Source organism: Providencia sp. wls1922, assembly GCF_009706505.1.
Lineage (GTDB): Bacteria > Pseudomonadota > Gammaproteobacteria > Enterobacterales > Enterobacteriaceae > Providencia > Providencia lanzhouensis.
Genome location: NZ_WLUG01000090.1, coordinates 21,819 through 37,441, shown reverse-complemented (window position 1 = coordinate 37,441; position 15,623 = coordinate 21,819). Strand labels below are relative to the sequence as shown.

The 15,623-nt window shown below is 44.8% G+C and carries 16 protein-coding genes; 8 read left to right on the top strand and 8 right to left on the bottom strand.

Annotated elements, in window-relative coordinates; translation table 11 throughout:
- Positions 1 to 7 precede the first annotated feature (7 nt).
- Positions 8 to 679, top strand: coding sequence for an ABC transporter ATP-binding protein (locus tag GKR71_RS10990; RefSeq protein ID WP_036952118.1), 672 nt, complete (start codon positions 8 to 10; stop codon positions 677 to 679).
- 49 nt (positions 680 to 728) lie between these two features.
- On the opposite strand, the gene yegD is transcribed toward GKR71_RS10990, so the two are convergent.
- Entirely contained in the window at positions 729 to 2,081 is a 1,353-nt protein-coding gene (gene yegD / locus GKR71_RS10985) for a molecular chaperone (RefSeq protein WP_154609642.1), read from the bottom strand.
- Between the two features lie 184 nt (positions 2,082 to 2,265).
- Between yegD and GKR71_RS10980 the strand changes: the two genes are divergently transcribed.
- A complete protein-coding gene (locus GKR71_RS10980; RefSeq protein ID WP_036952115.1) occupies positions 2,266 to 2,502 on the top strand; it encodes a GDCCVxC domain-containing (seleno)protein in 237 nt (78 codons plus the stop codon).
- Between the two features lie 57 nt (positions 2,503 to 2,559).
- On the opposite strand, the gene GKR71_RS10975 is transcribed toward GKR71_RS10980, so the two are convergent.
- The 7 genes from GKR71_RS10975 to nrfA all read right to left on the bottom strand — a co-directional run bounded on the left by GKR71_RS10975 (position 2,560) and on the right by nrfA (position 9,635).
- Positions 2,560 to 2,961: a hypothetical protein gene (locus GKR71_RS10975; RefSeq protein ID WP_036952113.1), complete on the bottom strand. Its 402-nt coding sequence runs from the start codon at positions 2,959 to 2,961 to the stop codon at positions 2,560 to 2,562.
- A 106-nt stretch (positions 2,962 to 3,067) separates the two neighbouring features.
- Positions 3,068 to 4,162 carry a heme lyase NrfEFG subunit NrfF gene (gene nrfF, locus GKR71_RS10970; protein WP_154609644.1) on the bottom strand — a complete coding sequence of 365 codons (1,095 nt, stop codon included), beginning with the start codon at positions 4,160 to 4,162 and terminating at the stop codon, positions 3,068 to 3,070.
- Positions 4,155 to 5,939 carry a heme lyase CcmF/NrfE family subunit gene (locus tag GKR71_RS10965; RefSeq protein WP_154634286.1) on the bottom strand — a complete coding sequence of 595 codons (1,785 nt, stop codon included), beginning with the start codon at positions 5,937 to 5,939 and terminating at the stop codon, positions 4,155 to 4,157. The genes nrfF and GKR71_RS10965 overlap by 8 nt, the downstream gene beginning before the upstream one ends.
- A 23-nt stretch (positions 5,940 to 5,962) precedes the next feature.
- The gene (gene nrfD / locus GKR71_RS10960; RefSeq protein ID WP_036952110.1) at positions 5,963 to 6,919 is read right to left on the bottom strand and encodes a cytochrome c nitrite reductase subunit NrfD; all 957 of its coding nucleotides are present in this window, start codon (positions 6,917 to 6,919) and stop codon (positions 5,963 to 5,965) included.
- Positions 6,916 to 7,587 (bottom strand): cytochrome c nitrite reductase Fe-S protein, encoded by a 672-nt coding sequence (gene nrfC / locus GKR71_RS10955; RefSeq protein WP_154634285.1) that lies wholly within the window; start codon positions 7,585 to 7,587, stop codon positions 6,916 to 6,918. Before nrfC ends, nrfD begins: the two co-directional genes overlap by 4 nt.
- Entirely contained in the window at positions 7,584 to 8,156 is a 573-nt protein-coding gene (gene nrfB, locus GKR71_RS10950; protein WP_036952108.1) for a cytochrome c nitrite reductase pentaheme subunit, read from the bottom strand. The genes nrfC and nrfB overlap by 4 nt, the downstream gene beginning before the upstream one ends.
- Positions 8,157 to 8,201: 45 nt before the next feature.
- Complete coding sequence (gene nrfA / locus GKR71_RS10945) at positions 8,202 to 9,635, bottom strand: ammonia-forming nitrite reductase cytochrome c552 subunit (RefSeq protein ID WP_036952243.1); 1,434 nt, start codon at positions 9,633 to 9,635, stop codon at positions 8,202 to 8,204.
- 758 nt (positions 9,636 to 10,393) lie between these two features.
- Here nrfA and napF point away from each other — a divergent pair.
- Genes napF through napB form a run of 6 tightly spaced genes read left to right on the top strand, consistent with a single transcriptional unit; the run spans position 10,394 to position 15,619 of the window.
- A complete protein-coding gene (napF, locus tag GKR71_RS10940; protein ID WP_108478306.1) occupies positions 10,394 to 10,885 on the top strand; it encodes a ferredoxin-type protein NapF in 492 nt (163 codons plus the stop codon).
- The gene (gene napD, locus GKR71_RS10935; protein ID WP_006660695.1) at positions 10,869 to 11,138 is read left to right on the top strand and encodes a chaperone NapD; all 270 of its coding nucleotides are present in this window, start codon (positions 10,869 to 10,871) and stop codon (positions 11,136 to 11,138) included. Before napF ends, napD begins: the two co-directional genes overlap by 17 nt.
- Positions 11,135 to 13,621: a nitrate reductase catalytic subunit NapA gene (gene napA, locus GKR71_RS10930; protein WP_036952103.1), complete on the top strand. Its 2,487-nt coding sequence runs from the start codon at positions 11,135 to 11,137 to the stop codon at positions 13,619 to 13,621. The genes napD and napA overlap by 4 nt, the downstream gene beginning before the upstream one ends.
- A gap of 6 nt (positions 13,622 to 13,627) precedes the next feature.
- On the top strand, positions 13,628 to 14,323 hold the full coding sequence (napG, locus tag GKR71_RS10925) for a ferredoxin-type protein NapG (protein ID WP_036952102.1): 696 nt from the start codon (positions 13,628 to 13,630) through the stop codon (positions 14,321 to 14,323).
- Complete coding sequence (napH, locus tag GKR71_RS10920; protein ID WP_154634284.1) at positions 14,310 to 15,173, top strand: quinol dehydrogenase ferredoxin subunit NapH; 864 nt, start codon at positions 14,310 to 14,312, stop codon at positions 15,171 to 15,173. The genes napG and napH overlap by 14 nt, the downstream gene beginning before the upstream one ends.
- Entirely contained in the window at positions 15,170 to 15,619 is a 450-nt protein-coding gene (napB, locus tag GKR71_RS10915) for a nitrate reductase cytochrome c-type subunit (protein WP_036952098.1), read from the top strand. Before napH ends, napB begins: the two co-directional genes overlap by 4 nt.
- The last annotated feature ends 4 nt before the right edge of the window (positions 15,620 to 15,623 follow it).

Sequence of the window (15,623 nt, the reverse complement as noted above, 5' to 3'; positions counted from 1 at the left end):
GTCTTCGGTGTCTGATTCAACCTTAGTTCTTGACAATGTCCATGTTTCTTATGGCAGCAAACATCAACGTAACCATGTACTTAATGGTTTCTCTTTGCATATTGATGCTGGGGAAATTGGCTGTTTACTTGGGGCTTCAGGATGCGGAAAAACCACTGCCTTGAGAGCGATTGCTGGGTTTGAGCAGGTAGAGCAAGGAACCATCTACGTGGGTGGGCGCTGTGTTGCGGGTCCAAACCTTCATTTGCCGCCTGAGCAGCGTAATGTTGGGATGGTTTTCCAAGATTATGCCTTGTTTCCTCATTTAACGGCGGCGCAGAACGTGGCATTTGGGCTAAGAAAACAGCCTAAAGAGCAGCAACACGCTCGCGTTCAACAACTATTAACCTTGGTTGAATTGAGCGGTTTAGCGGAACGCTATCCTCACGAAATGTCGGGTGGTCAGCAGCAGCGTATTGCATTAGCACGAGCGTTAGCGCCACAGCCAGCGGTACTGTTGCTGGATGAACCGCTTTCTAGTCTTGATCCAGATAGCCGAAAACGCTTAGGGCAAGAAGTGCGGGATATTTTACGTGCGGCGGGGCAAACAGCACTGTTGGTAACTCATAGTGAAGATGAAGCTCAGTTAATGGCAAATAAAATCAGCTACTTAAAAGAGGGGCGTTTACTCGAGGAATAGTTGAGGATCGTGAAAACCCAATGCCGCACAAACGGCATTGGGAAGTCGATTATTTAAAGCAGGTTTGCGCCCAACGGGCTAACCCAGCGGTAACCGAGCCAAAGTCATCACCACGAACAATGGGAATGTTCGGCAGTTGTTCTTGAATCGCTTGATGTAAGATAGGCGAGCGAGCGCTACCCCCGGTGACAAAAATAGCGTCCGGTTGAACGCCTCCTTGTACAACGGCTTCTTTCACCAACTCAATCATTTTGCTTTTTGGTGATTCAATCGCATCAATTAACTGATCACGTCCAATATTCACTTCAAGCAGCTCTTTTGATAATGCAATTTTCGCCAAGTAATTTTGCTCATCAGAGAGTGCGATTTTCGCCTCTTCCGCTTTGCGTACTATGCTGTAACCCAGCGTTTGGTGATAAACCTCGAGCAAACGTGCCAGCAAGGCTGGCTCTTGAGCATCTTGTTGTAAGCGGGTTAATGCATTGAGGTTCGCGCGAGAATAAAACTCTTTTTGCGCTTCCACATTATTAATGGCAATCGGGTTCCAAAACTGCAATAGAGGCATTTTGATTCCCGATTGATATTGGCTTTCCATACCAAAAAGCTGCATTAACTGTTTTAAGGCAATGAAAATATCCAGATCGTTTCCGCCAACACGTTGACCTGTATGTGCTAGCAAAGAACTTGCACGATCGTGGCTATCTTTGTAACTAGGCCCCATTTGGATCAGTGAGCAGTCGGTGGTTCCCCCACCAATATCCACCACTAAAATGGTCTGATCTTTGGTGAGGGTGGATTCATACTCTAACCCTGCGGCAACGGGCTCAAACTGGAACGCAATATTCTGAAATCCAGCACGTTTAGCGGCTTTTAATAAGATAGCTTCCGCTTGCTGATTCGCTAGCTCGCCACCACGTCCATGGAAGTTAATTGGGCGACCAATCACGGTGTCAGTGATGGTTTGTTGGGTACTTGCTTCGGCAGTATGCTTGATATTTGCCATCATGGCGCACACTAAATCTTCGAAGAAACTGACTTGGGTTTCGTGTAAGCCTGATGCACCTAAAAAAGACTTAGGTGATTTTACATAGTAGACATCACGAGGATCGCTTAAATATAAGTCCAGCGCAGCTTGCCCGAAAACAATATCTTCCGGCTCCAGTTCAATGCCTTCATCCTGATTAAACGCAATAGAGCGTCGGAGGATTTGCTGACCAACTGAGTCTGTCGGAGAAATATTCAGATGGCGAAATAAGTGCTCTGAAACCGATTCTCTTGTCGGCGCACACAAGGTTGATGGAATATAAAAATTGCTGCCTTCAAGGGGTAACAATTGCGGTTTACCATCTTTCATGATTGCGACGGAGCAGTTAGATGTTCCGTAGTCAAAACCAATAAACATTTCGCCTCCAAAATCTAGGGTGCTTTGAAAAAAGTGGAAAACTGTATATCAACCTTGCGGGAAATGCTATTGGAACTGCATTTTTATTTTGTGTGGGAAACCTAATTTGGCGCAAGGATAAGAGCAACATGATTTTGTAAGATAAATAGTATTATTTATTGTGAAAGACCCTATCGAGTATCAAATGAGTCAAGCCAAAATTGAATTGATGTCTGAAATTACATGCCCAGAATGTGGGTGTTTGAAAATGGAAGAGATGCCAACCAATGCTTGTCAGTGGTTTTATGAATGCACAGGTTGCGGCGTCTTATTAAAGCCATTAGAAGGGGATTGCTGCGTATTTTGTTCTTATGGCACAGTGAAATGCCCGCCAATCCAAGAAGCAGAATTAACAGGCAAGCCTTCATGTTGCTGTAAATAAAGTACCGAGAAAAATCATTAATTTCGTAGGGGATAGATAATATTCAATTAAGTATAATTATCTATTCTGACAATTTTTACGCCACAAATAATTAAATTCCTCGATCGGAAACTCCATTTCGTCTCTATCCAATAGTGGAATAGAAACGACATTTCTACCATCTTCATTTAGATACGTTTTCACCATAAAACGTTTGTAGCTATAGCTATTTTTTGCATCAAATACCAGAACTTGACCACAAACATAGCCTAGCATACCGCGATCAGAGGTCTCTCTGATGACATGGTATTTCACATCTTTAAATTCGACGGTTTTAGGGAAACTCAGCAGGTCTTCCACAGCCCGCTCTGATTTCTTGATAACATCTAAATCAGGTGTGTAGTTAGCCATTACTCCTGCAAGAAATGATCCTCCTGCGATAAGAATAATCACTAAGATAGAAAGCATCTTATTCGTCATGATATTTTTCTAGATTATTATATTTAATAAATAAACTTATTATTATTTTTTATCAATTATGGATACCGCGAGGTAATAAAGGTTCAGGAGCCTTTATTATTTGTATTCACTGTTTCCCACTATTTTCCATTAATTTAGCCATGTGAATGGCTTCAATAATTTGAGCGCGATTGACTCTAGGATTATTACTATCAAGTAGGTTTTGCCAGATATTAATCGCCGTTGTGTAATTGGCATTGATAAAGGCATCTGAGGCTAATAACATCAATGCGGTGACTTCATTCTTATCTAGACTTAATGCTTTGTCTATCATTTTTTGTGTGTCATTTGTAACCACTTGTCCGGCTTGGTAATACATCACCGTGGCAATTGCGGCATAGAGTTGGGCATTCTCTCCGCGATATTTGAGTGCGTAGCCATAGGCAATTAAGGCATTTTCATAGCTATTTTGATAAAGATAGTATTCACCTAAAACAGCCCAAAGCTCACTGTTTTCAGGGGATTGTCGAATATCTGCTTGTAAACGTTGTAGATCCTGCGTTTCACGCTCCAATGGTGTGAATAGCAAGGTAGGGTCATTTTGTCTTTGATATAAATCAAGTGTTGAATGGAATCGCGGTAATAAAAAATATCCCGCTATCATAATGCAGATTATGATGAGAATAAGGGTGTTACTTATCTTATTCCAATGAGAATGCTGAAGTGTTTTTTCATTATTGATAGCCGGTAATAACTGTATGTCAGAGTGAGTCTGGTTGTATTTTTCTATTAATGGAATCGCATTATCTAATAAAATAATGGGCTGATTAATTTTATTTTTTACTTTTAATGTTTTCCATAAAATAAAGATAATACAAAGAACAGCAAATACGGGAAGTAACCATAATAGTAGGGTACTAAGCGTTAATGGGGGATTATATAAAACAAAGTCACCATAACGCTCGGTCATATAGCGTTTAATCTGAGATTCACTTTTTCCTTCAGAAACCATTTTAAAGACTTGATGGCGCATGCTGACCGCGGTAGGTGCATTAGATTCTAATAAATTTTGGTTTTGGCATTGCGGGCAACGTAGTTGTGAAGCAATCTGCAAGGATAATTCCTGCTCCTCATTGGAATTAAATGCCCATGTATCCACTATTTGGGCGTGAACATTCAAGGAGCACAAGAGCAGAAACAGCATAACGATTTTTTTAATCATGCTTCCGCCCCCTAAACCAACTCATCAGCGCACCTAAGCACATCACAAATCCACCACCCCAAATCCATTGAATGCCTTCTTGTACATAAAAACGCATCGCATAGCGCTCAGTGCCCGTTTTTTCTCCCAGCACCACATACCAAGATCGCAACCATCCCCAGTGGATCCCCGGTTCTATCATCAGTTGCTGGCGAGCCATATACAGGCGGCGTTCAGTGATAAGATCAAAGCCATTTTGACCTGCATTTTGACTGACGTGGATCAGCGCTTTCTCGGTGGTGTAGTTAGATTCAGCTGCCAGTTGTAATTGTTGAAATTGGAATTGATATCCGCCAACTGAGATTGATTGCCCGATGGCGATATTTTGGCTGATTTCTGATTTCTGTGTTGAGGAAAGGGCAATTCCCATAGCGAACATCACAACCCCAGCGTGGGCGACAATAGCAGGGAATTTTTGCTGAACAATCATCGACAGTCGCTGATGTAGTTTGTGATTTCCGTTCTTGGCAATATCGCGATATTTGAGCGTGGCAAGCGCTATTACCACCAGCATCAACAGGCCAAATGGCAGTAATGTCTGATTGAAATAGGGAGCCCCCACCGAGATCTTACCTAACCCTAATAAACCATAGAGCATCGGGTATAAGGTGCCAGTCAGTACGATACATAAAACCGCGGTAAACAAAATCAAAGTCAGTAATAAATAGATTTCTCGCGATGTTTTGCGCCGAGGCTCTTGAGGGGGAAATTTCGCCTTCCAACCATAAATAAACAGAGCACCAAGGCTTAAAACGCTAAAGAGTAAAAATAGCGGAACGGCACGCACGTTATCTAAGGCAAATGCATGAACGGACACTAAGATCCCAGAGCGGACAATCAGTGTACCGAGCAGCGCTAAAATTAATGTGATAATCGCCAGCAACAGGCTCCAGTGGCGATATAGCCCTGTTCGGCGAGTGATAGATAAGCTGTGTAGTAATGCCGTGGCAGAAAGCCAAGGAAGTAAAGAGGCGTTTTCAACAGGGTCCCAAAACCACCATCCTCCCCAGCCTAATTCACTGTATGCCCACCAAGAACCGAGGATGATACCGCTAGTGAGTATGCACCAACTTGGTACCGCAAATCGCCAACACAACTGAGCAATAGTCTGGCTGAAATTTTCGGGAAGTAGGGTAGGTGTCGCCATTAATGATGCGAGCACTAACGCTGCCACTAGCATCAATCCGCTGTAACCAAGGTAAAGTAGCGGCGGGTGTAAAATTAGTCCCCAATGTTGCAGCATCGGGTTGAGGTCGCGACCTTCAATTGCAGGCGGAAACAGGCGTTCAAATGGGTTGGAATAGAACACAACAAACAGCAATAACGCCGTGCATATAGCAGCCAGTACACACAACGTTAAAGGGAAAAATGGGCTATTTTGGCGGCGATAACGCCATGCAAATAAGGTAGTCCAGCCAGAGAAAAACAGAACCCACAGCAGCAGCGAACCTTCGTGCCCTCCCCAAACGGCAGCAATTTTAATCACTAGGGGGGATAAACTGTGGCTATGCTGAGCCACATAAATAACGGAAAAATCACTGAATACAAAGCTGGCGGTTAAACAGAGAAACGCAGTTAATAAAAAAGTGAATTGCAAAGACGTCCAGAGCACGCCCTGAGACATTTGCCTCGGGACGTGCCTGAAAACGCCGATAAACCCCAATAGGGTATGATAGCCGGTGATACACAGCGCCAGTAGCAAGCTGATAAACCCTATTTCGGGAAGGAAAATTTCCAAGTATCACCTTTATTTTAAGTCGGTTATGCGACTGTCAGTTGCCCTGCATACAGGACGAAAAAACGCAGGAAAAACACGCCAATTAAGCTTGCGCCACTGACCACAATAACCCGAAAAGCTTGGCTACCTTGTTGTTGCCATTTTTTCAACAGGAGGGGAATAACAAAACCAATCCCCACGACGCCAAGCCAGAACCACCACGTCCAGAAACCTCCGCCTAATGCCGCAATTAATGAACGCAGTTTGCCATCATCACCGAGCGCTAGCCCCACAAAGAAGGCCGCTAGCAAAAATATCTCTAACCAGACAACGAAGCTTTCTACGCGGTGTAAAAAGACCGTTTCAGGGTTATGAACATTCTTGCGATAGCGTAGGGCAATTGCCAGTAAACTCACCGCCAGTCCCGACGAAATTCCCGAAAAGAGAAATAGAGCCGGTAATATTGGGTTGTTTAAGAACGGATAGGATTTGAGGGCAGATAACAAGAATCCCGTATAAGCGCCCAGTAATACGGCTAAGACTAGCATAGCAATATCTAACCCGCGCATGATGCGACTTAGCCAGCCTAAAACGCGAGGCACTATCGTTAGCTTAGGTAGCCATTTTTGTTGTAGCCCAACGAGTTCTTGCTCATAAATTTTAGCCAGCCAAACCACTAACACCGCCATGTAAACTTGGAACAGCATTACCCCCATGGACATCACAGAAGTTGGGCTGTAGTGAAACATCAATTTCCAGAACGTCCATGGACGGGTTAAGTGGAAAATGAGGATCAGTAGACCAAGAATAATGGTGGTCGGCGCTAAAATTAGCGTTGTACGCATGATAGTACTATTGCTGGTGGCAGCATTGGGTACATATTGGCGCATCAATACTGCCAGAACCACTAACCCCGCAGAGATACCAATCAAAAACAGGTAAACGGCGATAGGCCAGTCCCAGACTAACGACTCAAAATGAAAAGCTGAAGTGGTTGTCATTGGCTAACCTCCCCATATTTAAAGGGAACTCGGTACATTTTGGGTTTCGTTCCCAGTGCAATTTTGAATCGATAGGTCGGTTTTTCATGGAGCATTAGTGATACCGCACTGTTTGGATCATCTAAATTACCAAACACCAACGCTTTGGTTGGGCAGGCTTCGACACAAGCTGGTTGCTTCCCTTTTTTGAGATTGGTTTTACGGCAAAAATCGCATTTATCGGCGGTTTTGCTGATGGGATGAATAAATCTGACGCGGTAAGGGCAGGCGGCAATACAGTATTGACAACCAACACATAGGTCAGGGTTTACGTCCACAATCCCCGTGGTTTTATCGATGAATGAAGCCCCTGTAGGACAGACATCGACACAAGGGGCATGTTCGCAATGTTGGCAAGAGTGGCGGAAGAACCGATATTTGACGTCAGGAAATTGGCCGATGGGTTCACTACGAATAATCGTTAGGCGTGATACGCCTTCTGGAACTTGGTTGACTTCCCGACATGCATCCATACAGGCGGTACAGCCGATACACAGTGTTTCATCGTGGATCATGCCATATCGCAACCCGTCAACTTTCATGGTATTGGCGAGAGAATGCCCCGCCACACCGCCTACCGCCGCCAGTGCGCCTGAATAGATTATGAATTGACGACGAGAACAACTCATGGCTGCTCCTTAAGAACATTCACCGCAGCGGGGTTAAAGTTCGGGTTATCTCGCTGATCTGAGTGACAATCCACGCAGATTTTGACCTTACCTTTATCGTTCAGCACTTTCATGGTGTCTTGCTTAGGATGGAGGTCATGACAACTCGCGCAAGCCACTTTGGTCACGTGAACATCGTGGGGCCAAAACGCTTTTTGCAGTTGTTCAGGTAAGTGGCAAGATAAACAGACGCTATTTTGTTGTTCCACGCTGTACATTGGATCATTAAACCGCATGACGTCTTTGACGCCTTCACGGTGATTGGGACCCGGTTTGCCGTGACAATTGGTGCACGTTACCGGCAAATTATTATTCGGGTTAATGACCTCAGCATGAGTGCCATGCATCCCTTCTTTATCGGGTTTATGGCAATCAAGGCAAGCATTGTCTGGATTACGCTGCTGCGTAACTTGCCAACGACCGTCTTTGTTAGCTTCTTCAGCCATTTGTGGTGTTGCCGACGCGGATATCGCCCATAACAAGCCTGACGCCAGCACCCCAGCAGTTAATAACGAACGTAGTACGCTCATATTCACTCCATTGGTTATCGCACCCCAGCGAACTGGGGTGAGTGGTTATTTGGCTAACAGGTCGTTTTTACGAGCTTGTGCATCCCATTCAGGTACCACAGTCTTTAAAAACTCTTGTTTTTCGGCATTAATTTTCTGCATATCCAAGCCGATGGCTTGTTGCGCTTTATCTTTGGTGGAGATATCTGGGATCGCGATTTCATGAGTAATGCCTTTTGAACCCAGTAAACGCGCCAGTTTGGCTCGGGCATCTGCGGCTTTATCCATTGCCCCACCAAGCATACGTAACCCTTCATCTGGTGCATGCATGTGGATACCGTGTGACGCGATAGCTAAATCCCAACGCCACTGCGCATGACGGATATCAGCAAGGATATCTTTCATTTCAGCATCGGTTGCGCCTGCATCCCAAGCTGCTTTAGCTTCAAAGTGAGCGCGTACTAACTGATCTTCCACTTTGATTTTCATCTCTTGGATAGCTTTTTTACGCTCAGCAACGATACTCTGAAGTTGCTCTTTGCTTTGGGTATGACAGCTACTACAGGTTTGTTCAAAGTTATCGAATGGATTACCGATTTTATGGCTGGTATACAGTTCCCCTTTTTCGTTTTGCAGTTTTGGCATGTGGCAGTCAATACAGGTCACATTGTTTTTGCCGTGGATACCTGCGCTCCAAGTTTCATACTCAGGGTGTTGGGCTTTGAGCATTGGGGCTTTAGACAGGGAGTTTGTCCAATCAGAGAAGGCAATGTTGTCGTAGTACACTTCCATGTCTTCGACTTTGGTGCCGTTATCCCAAGGGAATTTCACGGCTTTAGTTTCGCCAGAGAAATAATATTCAACGTGGCATTGACCGCACACCATAGATTGTTGGTCGAAGCGGCTCGCTTTATCGAATGGTTTACCGATAGCTTCCATGGCACGTTCTGCGTATGGGCGAGAAAGAGTGAGTTCAGGCTTACCTTTGGCAAACTCAGGTGAGTCTGTTTTGTGGCAATCTGCACAGCCCAATACGTTGACGACTTCAGGGCCTCCTTTTGCCCATTTGCCTTTGAAGTAGCCATCTTCCCCATGTTCCTGAATTAATCGAGCAACGTCAGGGCTTTTACAGCTCCAACATGCCATAGGAAGAGGACCATCTTCAGCATTTTTTGGCGCGCCAGTCCGCAGTGTTTCACGAACATCGATAATCGCATAGGCGTGACCACGAGGTTTATTGTAGTCACGAGAGAAAGGATAACCTGCCCATAAGATGACGAGGCGAGGATCTTCAGCCAGTGCATCTTCTCGTTGTGATTGTTCTGAAGTTGCTCGCCATGAATGGTATTGATCAGGGTGTGCCGCTTCAAACGTTTCGTTTCGAGCGTTGATGGTTGATGTGGAATCTTTTGTTGGAGTTTGTGCCTGTACAGAGGTAAATAGAAATATCCCTGCAAGCACACTCAGTAGGTACAGTGCATTATTTCTTATCTTTGCCATAAGGGCCTCGAGTGTTTTTAAGCCAGCCATCCCATTAGCTGTATTTATTTTTATATTTGATAACAATCGCACTATTGCTATCAGACAATTGCCAACTTATATAATTAGCAAAAAACCACACAAAAAATATTGTCTTTGATCAATAATTAAAATGAGTTTACTTTTTAATCGATGAAAAATAATAAAAATGGAGAAAATTGAATAAATAAAAAAATATTAAATTTTATTTTTTAACGCAGAGTATGGATTAAATCATTAAATAATAATGATTGTTATTTACACTTTGAGTTTTTCATTATCATGCTGATATTTATAATTAATTATATTTTTACTAATACAATGGATTAATAAGTTGGTTAATTTTTGAATTAAAACGTGCGTAAAATCAAAAAAAGTAAATATAGTTTTTTGTAAAAGTGCTCATGATATACTACTTTAGTGGTATATATTTTCATTAATTATAAATTTGACTATTAAAAATAAGGTTTAAATTCGCAAATCATATTTATTAAATGTTAATGAATAATTATAAAACGACCTCAAATCTGCCTTTCTCGATATTTGTACAGTGTCTTCGATGTGAAACGTCAAAGAATGACTATTTTCTTCATAATAACGCTAAAAGTTAGTTTACCTACTAGGTAGTATGTATTTTTGATAGTTAGCTAATTAATATTCACAATAAATAATCATATAAAAAGTACGGTTTATCAGTCTCTTTTAGCAGTTTTTGGTTGGGCAATGTAAAGGAAATAAACATGGTTGATATCACCCGTAGGGGAGTTTTAACGGGGGCTTGGCGTAATGCTGCACCCGTAATTCGACCACCATGGAGTGGTAGCGAAGCACGTTTTATTGAACAGTGCACTCGTTGTAACCAGTGTATCAAGAGTTGTGAAACGGCAATTTTGCAACCAGGTCCTGGTGGCTATCCCATGGTCGATTTTCAGCGTGGTGAATGCACATTCTGTTATGCATGTGCAGAGGCCTGTCCTGAGCCTATATTCCTTCCTCAAAATACCCAGCCTTGGAATATCAAGATTGCCATTGGGCAACACTGTCTGGCGTACAAATCGATTGAATGTCGTCGTTGTGAAGACAGTTGTGAGCCTCAAGTGATCGCCTTTCGTCCATCACTGGCCGGTATTTACCAGCCAAACATTGATATGCAGGGTTGTACAGGTTGTGGCGCATGTGTCGCAGGATGTCCTGTATCAGCCATTACCATGGAGCATGAAGATGCACAATAACTGGCAAGTTTGCAGTTTGATTGTTCAAGTCAAAAGTGAACGCATTCCAGCTGTGACAGATGAATTACATCAAGAACCCAACTGCGAAGTGGCTATTTCCTCCCCTGAAAATGGCAAGTTAATTGTGGTTGTGGAAGGGGAAGACAGCAAAACGCTTTTAGATACTATCGATTTTATCCGTGATATCGATGGTGTATTGGATGTTTCACTGGTTTATCACCAGCAGGATGAGCAATGTGAGGAAAAAGTATGAAACTCAGTCGTCGTAGCTTTATGAAAGCCAATGCGATAGCGGCCGCTGCTGCGGCGGCAGGCGTTGGCGTACCAAGTATTGCGAAAGCAGTGGTTGGTCAGCAAGAAAGCATTAAATGGGATAAAGCACCTTGCCGTTTCTGCGGTACAGGCTGTGGGGTTTTAGTTGGAACGCAAAACGGACGTATCGTTGCGAGCCAAGGTGACCCTGAAGCTCCTGTAAACCGTGGTCTGAACTGCATCAAAGGCTATTTCCTACCAAAAATCATGTACGGAAAAGACCGTTTAACTCAACCGCTTTTGCGTATGAAAGACGGTGAGTACGATAAAAACGGTGAATTTACCCCAATTACATGGGAAAAAGCCTTTGATGTGATGGAAGAGAAAGTCAAAACCACCCTCAAAGAGAAAGGTCCTGAAGGTATCGGAATGTTTGGTTCCGGTCAGTGGACGGTTTGGGAAGGTTATGCTGCATCCAAACTATTTAAAGGTGGCTTCCGTTCAAATAACTTAGACCCAAATGCACGTCACTGTATGGCATCAGCGGTTGTAGGCTTCATGCGTACCTTTGGTATGGATGAACCGATGGGCTGTTACGATGATATCGAACATGCGGATGCTTTCGTGCTGTGGGGTTCGAACATGGCGGAAATGCACCCAATTTTATGGTCGCGTATCACCAACCGTCGTCTATCTAACCCTGATGTTCGTGTCGCTGTACTGTCTACATTTAAACACCGTAGCTTCGAATTAGCGGATAACGGCATTGTCTTTACGCCGCAATCAGACTTAGTGATCCTCAACTACATCGCTAACTACATTATTCAAAACAATGCGGTGAATCAGGACTTCCTTGATAAACACGTTAATTTACGTCGTGGGGTTACTGATATTGGTTATGGTTTACGTCCAACGCATCCTTTAGAGCAAAAGGCGAAAAACCCAGGTTCGGATGCCTCTGAGCCAATGACATTCGAAGATTACAAAGCGTTTGTTGCGGAATATACCCTCGACAAAACCGCTGAAATGACGGGTGTTCCGAAAGATCAGTTAGAAGCGCTAGCTAAGCTGTATGCAGATCCTAACGTGAAAGTCGTTTCCTACTGGACAATGGGCTTCAACCAGCACACGCGTGGCGTCTGGGCGAATAACTTGGCATACAACCTGCACTTATTGACCGGTAAAATTTCTCAACCAGGTTGTGGACCGTTCTCCTTAACAGGTCAACCGTCAGCCTGTGGTACTGCGCGTGAAGTGGGGACGTTCTCTCACCGTTTACCAGCCGACATGGTGGTCACCAACGAAAAACACCGTGAAAAAGTGGAAAACGTGTGGAAATTACCAGCGGGAACTATCCCAGAAAAAGTGGGATTACACGCTGTTGCTCAAGACCGCGCATTAAAAGATGGCAAGCTCAATTTCTATTGGGTGATGTGCAATAACAATATGCAGGCGGGTCCAAATATTAATGAAGAGCGTATGCCAGGTTGGCGCGACCCACGCAACTTTATTGTGGTTTCAGACCCATACCCAACTGTCAGCGCACTGTCTGCTGACCTGATTTTACCGACAGCGATGTGGGTAGAAAAAGAAGGGGCATACGGTAACGCAGAGCGTCGTACACAATTCTGGCGTCAACAAGTGCCAGCACCGGGCGAAGCAAAATCTGACTTAATGCAGATGGTGCTGTTCTCTCGTCGCTTCAAAGCGGAAGACGTTTGGCCGGAAGAGTTATTAGCGAAGAAACCAGAATATCGCGGAAAAACGTTATACGACATTCTGTTTGCTAACGAATCAGTGACCAAATTCCCAATTACAGAACTGGCGGCTGACCAGCTGAATGATGAATCTCGTGAACTCGGCTTCTACCTGCAAAAAGGGCTGTTTGAGGAGTACGCAAGTTTCGGTCGTGGTCATGGTCATGACTTAGCGGATTTTGATGCATACCACAAAGCTCGCGGTATCCGTTGGCCAGTTGTGGATGGCAAAGAGACCCAATGGCGCTACAGCGAAGGTAATGACCCTTACGTAAAAGCTGGGCAAGGTTTCCAATTCTACGGCAAGCCAGATGGTAAAGCGGTGATTTTCGCACTGCCATTTGAACCAGCCGCAGAAGCGCCAGATGCTGAATACGATTTATGGTTATCCACAGGACGCGTTCTTGAACATTGGCATACTGGCAGTATGACTCGTCGCGTGCCTGAGTTGCACCGTGCATTCCCTGAGTCCGTGGTGTTTATGAACCCGCTGGATGCAAAAGCGAAAGACTTGCGCCGTGGGGATAAAGTGAAAGTGCTTTCTCGCCGTGGGGAAGTGCTCTCAACCGTGGAAACTCGTGGTCGTAACCGCCCACCAAAAGGTTTGATTTATATGGCATTCTTCGATGCATCTCAGTTAGTGAATAACCTCACTCTGGATGCAACGGATCCGCTATCGAAAGAGACGGATTACAAGAAATGTGCAGTTAAATTGGAAAAGGTGTAATTGCGTATGTCCCAGAAACCGAGTTCCCAGAATAGTCGCCGCCGTTTTTTGCGTGATGTTGCTCGCGCAGCGGGTGGACTGGCGGCTGTTGGTGTGGTACTGGGGCTTCAGCAACAAACCTCCCGAGCGAGCGGAGTGCATCTTCGCCCGCCGGGTGCCTTAGACGAAAGTGCCTTTGCAAGTGCCTGTGTACGCTGTGGTCAATGTGTGCAAGCGTGTCCTTACGACATGTTGAAGCTTGCTACGTTGGCGTCTGGCATGGCAGCGGGTACACCGTATTTTATTGCTCGCGAAAACCCGTGCGAAATGTGTGAAGACATTCCTTGCGCCAAAGTGTGCCCAAGTGGTGCGTTGGATAAGGATATTGCTTCTATCAATGATGCTCGTATGGGGCTAGCAGTGTTACTCGACCAAGAGAACTGCTTGAACTTTCAAGGGTTACGATGCGATGTGTGCTACCGAGTTTGCCCTGTGATTGACGAAGCTATCACACTGGAACTTGAACAAAACCATCGAACCGGTAAACACGCGCGTTTCTTGCCGACTGTGAACAGTAATTACTGTACGGGGTGCGGTAAATGCGAACAAGCGTGTGTGCTTGAGGAATCGGCAATTAAAGTATTGCCACGTTCGCTGGCGAAAGGGGAATTAGGTCACCATTACCGTTTTGGTTGGCTGGAGGGAAACAATGGCAAATCGTAAGCACGATGCCGGACGTGAGGCTCTGGCGAAAAAAGGGTGGTGGGGAAGCCATAAATGGTTGGTATTAAGACGTACCAGTCAGTTGTTAGTGTTAGCCATGTTTTTGAGTGGTCCATGGTTAGGCGTGTGGATCTTACATGGTAATTACAGTAGCAGCTTATTGCTGGATACGATCCCATTGACGGATCCGCTAATTACTCTTGAAAGCTTAGCAAGTGGTTACTTACCGGGGATCTCCGCGTTAATCGGTGCCGGGATTGTTTTGGGGGTGTATGCCCTGGTAGGAAAACGGGTTTTCTGTAGTTGGGTGTGCCCTGTTAATCCGGTCACGGATGCGGCGGCATGGCTACGTCGAAAATTCGAATTCAATCAATCCGCCACGATCCCACGTTACATCCGCTATGTTTTGCTGGGTGTCATTTTGTTGGGATCGGCATTAACAGGTACGTTGCTTTGGGAATGGATTAACCCCGTTTCTCTGATGGGACGTAGCTTGATTTTTGGTTTTGGTAGCGGCGCTTTAGTTTTAGTTGCACTTTTTTTATTCGATTTATTGGTCGTGGAACATGGTTGGTGTGGTCACTTATGCCCACTCGGCGCACTGTATGGTGTCGCGGGGTGTAAAGGGGCTTTAGTCGTGACCGCCCATAAAAAAGAGCAGTGTAATCGCTGTATGGATTGTTTCCACGTTTGTCCTGAGCCGCAAGTTTTGCGCGTTCCGGTTCTTGATAAACAAGCCCCAGCACAGATCACGGCGAAAGATTGCACGACGTGTGGTCGCTGTATTGATGTCTGTTCTGAGGACGTTTTTAAAATAACACTAAAATGGAGTTCGGGAGCTAAATCATGAAAAACCCTGTCCTGAAAAGAACTTTAAGCCGTTGGATAGCGGGTATGGCCGTTGTCGTGAGCAGTTTTGCATGGTCGGCGAATGGCGTCGATCTGGCTCAATCACCAGAAGTGTCAGGCACACCAGAAAGTGGCATTCATATTCCTAAAGAGCAGGAAAAAATGGCACTGAACTACGTTAACCAGCCACCGATGATCCCTCACAGTGTTGAAGGGTATCAAATTACCACGAACACAAACCGTTGTTTGCAGTGCCATGGTGTGGAAAATTATCGTACCACTGGCGCACCACGTATTAGCCCAACACACTTTATGGATGCAACTGGTAAAGTATTAGGTGAAGTGGCACCAAATCGTTATTTCTGCTTACAGTGTCATGTTCCTCAATCTGATACTGCGCCGATTATCGATAATACCTTTACCCCATCTAAAGGCTTCGGGAAATAAGGGG

Bases quoted from the DNA above. Each gene is read 5' to 3' on its own strand.
- nrfF (WP_154609644.1), bottom strand. From the start codon at position 4,162: ATGATTAAAAAAATCGTTATGCTGTTTCTGCTCTTGTGCTCCTTGAAT.
- napD (WP_006660695.1), top strand. From the start codon at position 10,869: ATGAAGATGCACAATAACTGGCAAGTTTGCAGTTTGATTGTTCAAGTC.
- nrfA (WP_036952243.1), bottom strand. From the start codon at position 9,635: ATGGCAAAGATAAGAAATAATGCACTGTACCTACTGAGTGTGCTTGCA.
- napB (WP_036952098.1), top strand. From the start codon at position 15,170: ATGAAAAACCCTGTCCTGAAAAGAACTTTAAGCCGTTGGATAGCGGGT.
- GKR71_RS10980 (WP_036952115.1), top strand. From the start codon at position 2,266: ATGAGTCAAGCCAAAATTGAATTGATGTCTGAAATTACATGCCCAGAA.
- napF (WP_108478306.1), top strand. From the start codon at position 10,394: ATGGTTGATATCACCCGTAGGGGAGTTTTAACGGGGGCTTGGCGTAAT.
- GKR71_RS10975 (WP_036952113.1), bottom strand. From the start codon at position 2,961: ATGACGAATAAGATGCTTTCTATCTTAGTGATTATTCTTATCGCAGGA.
- yegD (WP_154609642.1), bottom strand. From the start codon at position 2,081: ATGTTTATTGGTTTTGACTACGGAACATCTAACTGCTCCGTCGCAATC.
- nrfD (WP_036952110.1), bottom strand. From the start codon at position 6,919: ATGACAACCACTTCAGCTTTTCATTTTGAGTCGTTAGTCTGGGACTGG.
- napA (WP_036952103.1), top strand. From the start codon at position 11,135: ATGAAACTCAGTCGTCGTAGCTTTATGAAAGCCAATGCGATAGCGGCC.
- napG (WP_036952102.1), top strand. From the start codon at position 13,628: ATGTCCCAGAAACCGAGTTCCCAGAATAGTCGCCGCCGTTTTTTGCGT.
- nrfC (WP_154634285.1), bottom strand. From the start codon at position 7,587: ATGAGTTGTTCTCGTCGTCAATTCATAATCTATTCAGGCGCACTGGCG.
- napH (WP_154634284.1), top strand. From the start codon at position 14,310: ATGGCAAATCGTAAGCACGATGCCGGACGTGAGGCTCTGGCGAAAAAA.
- nrfB (WP_036952108.1), bottom strand. From the start codon at position 8,156: ATGAGCGTACTACGTTCGTTATTAACTGCTGGGGTGCTGGCGTCAGGC.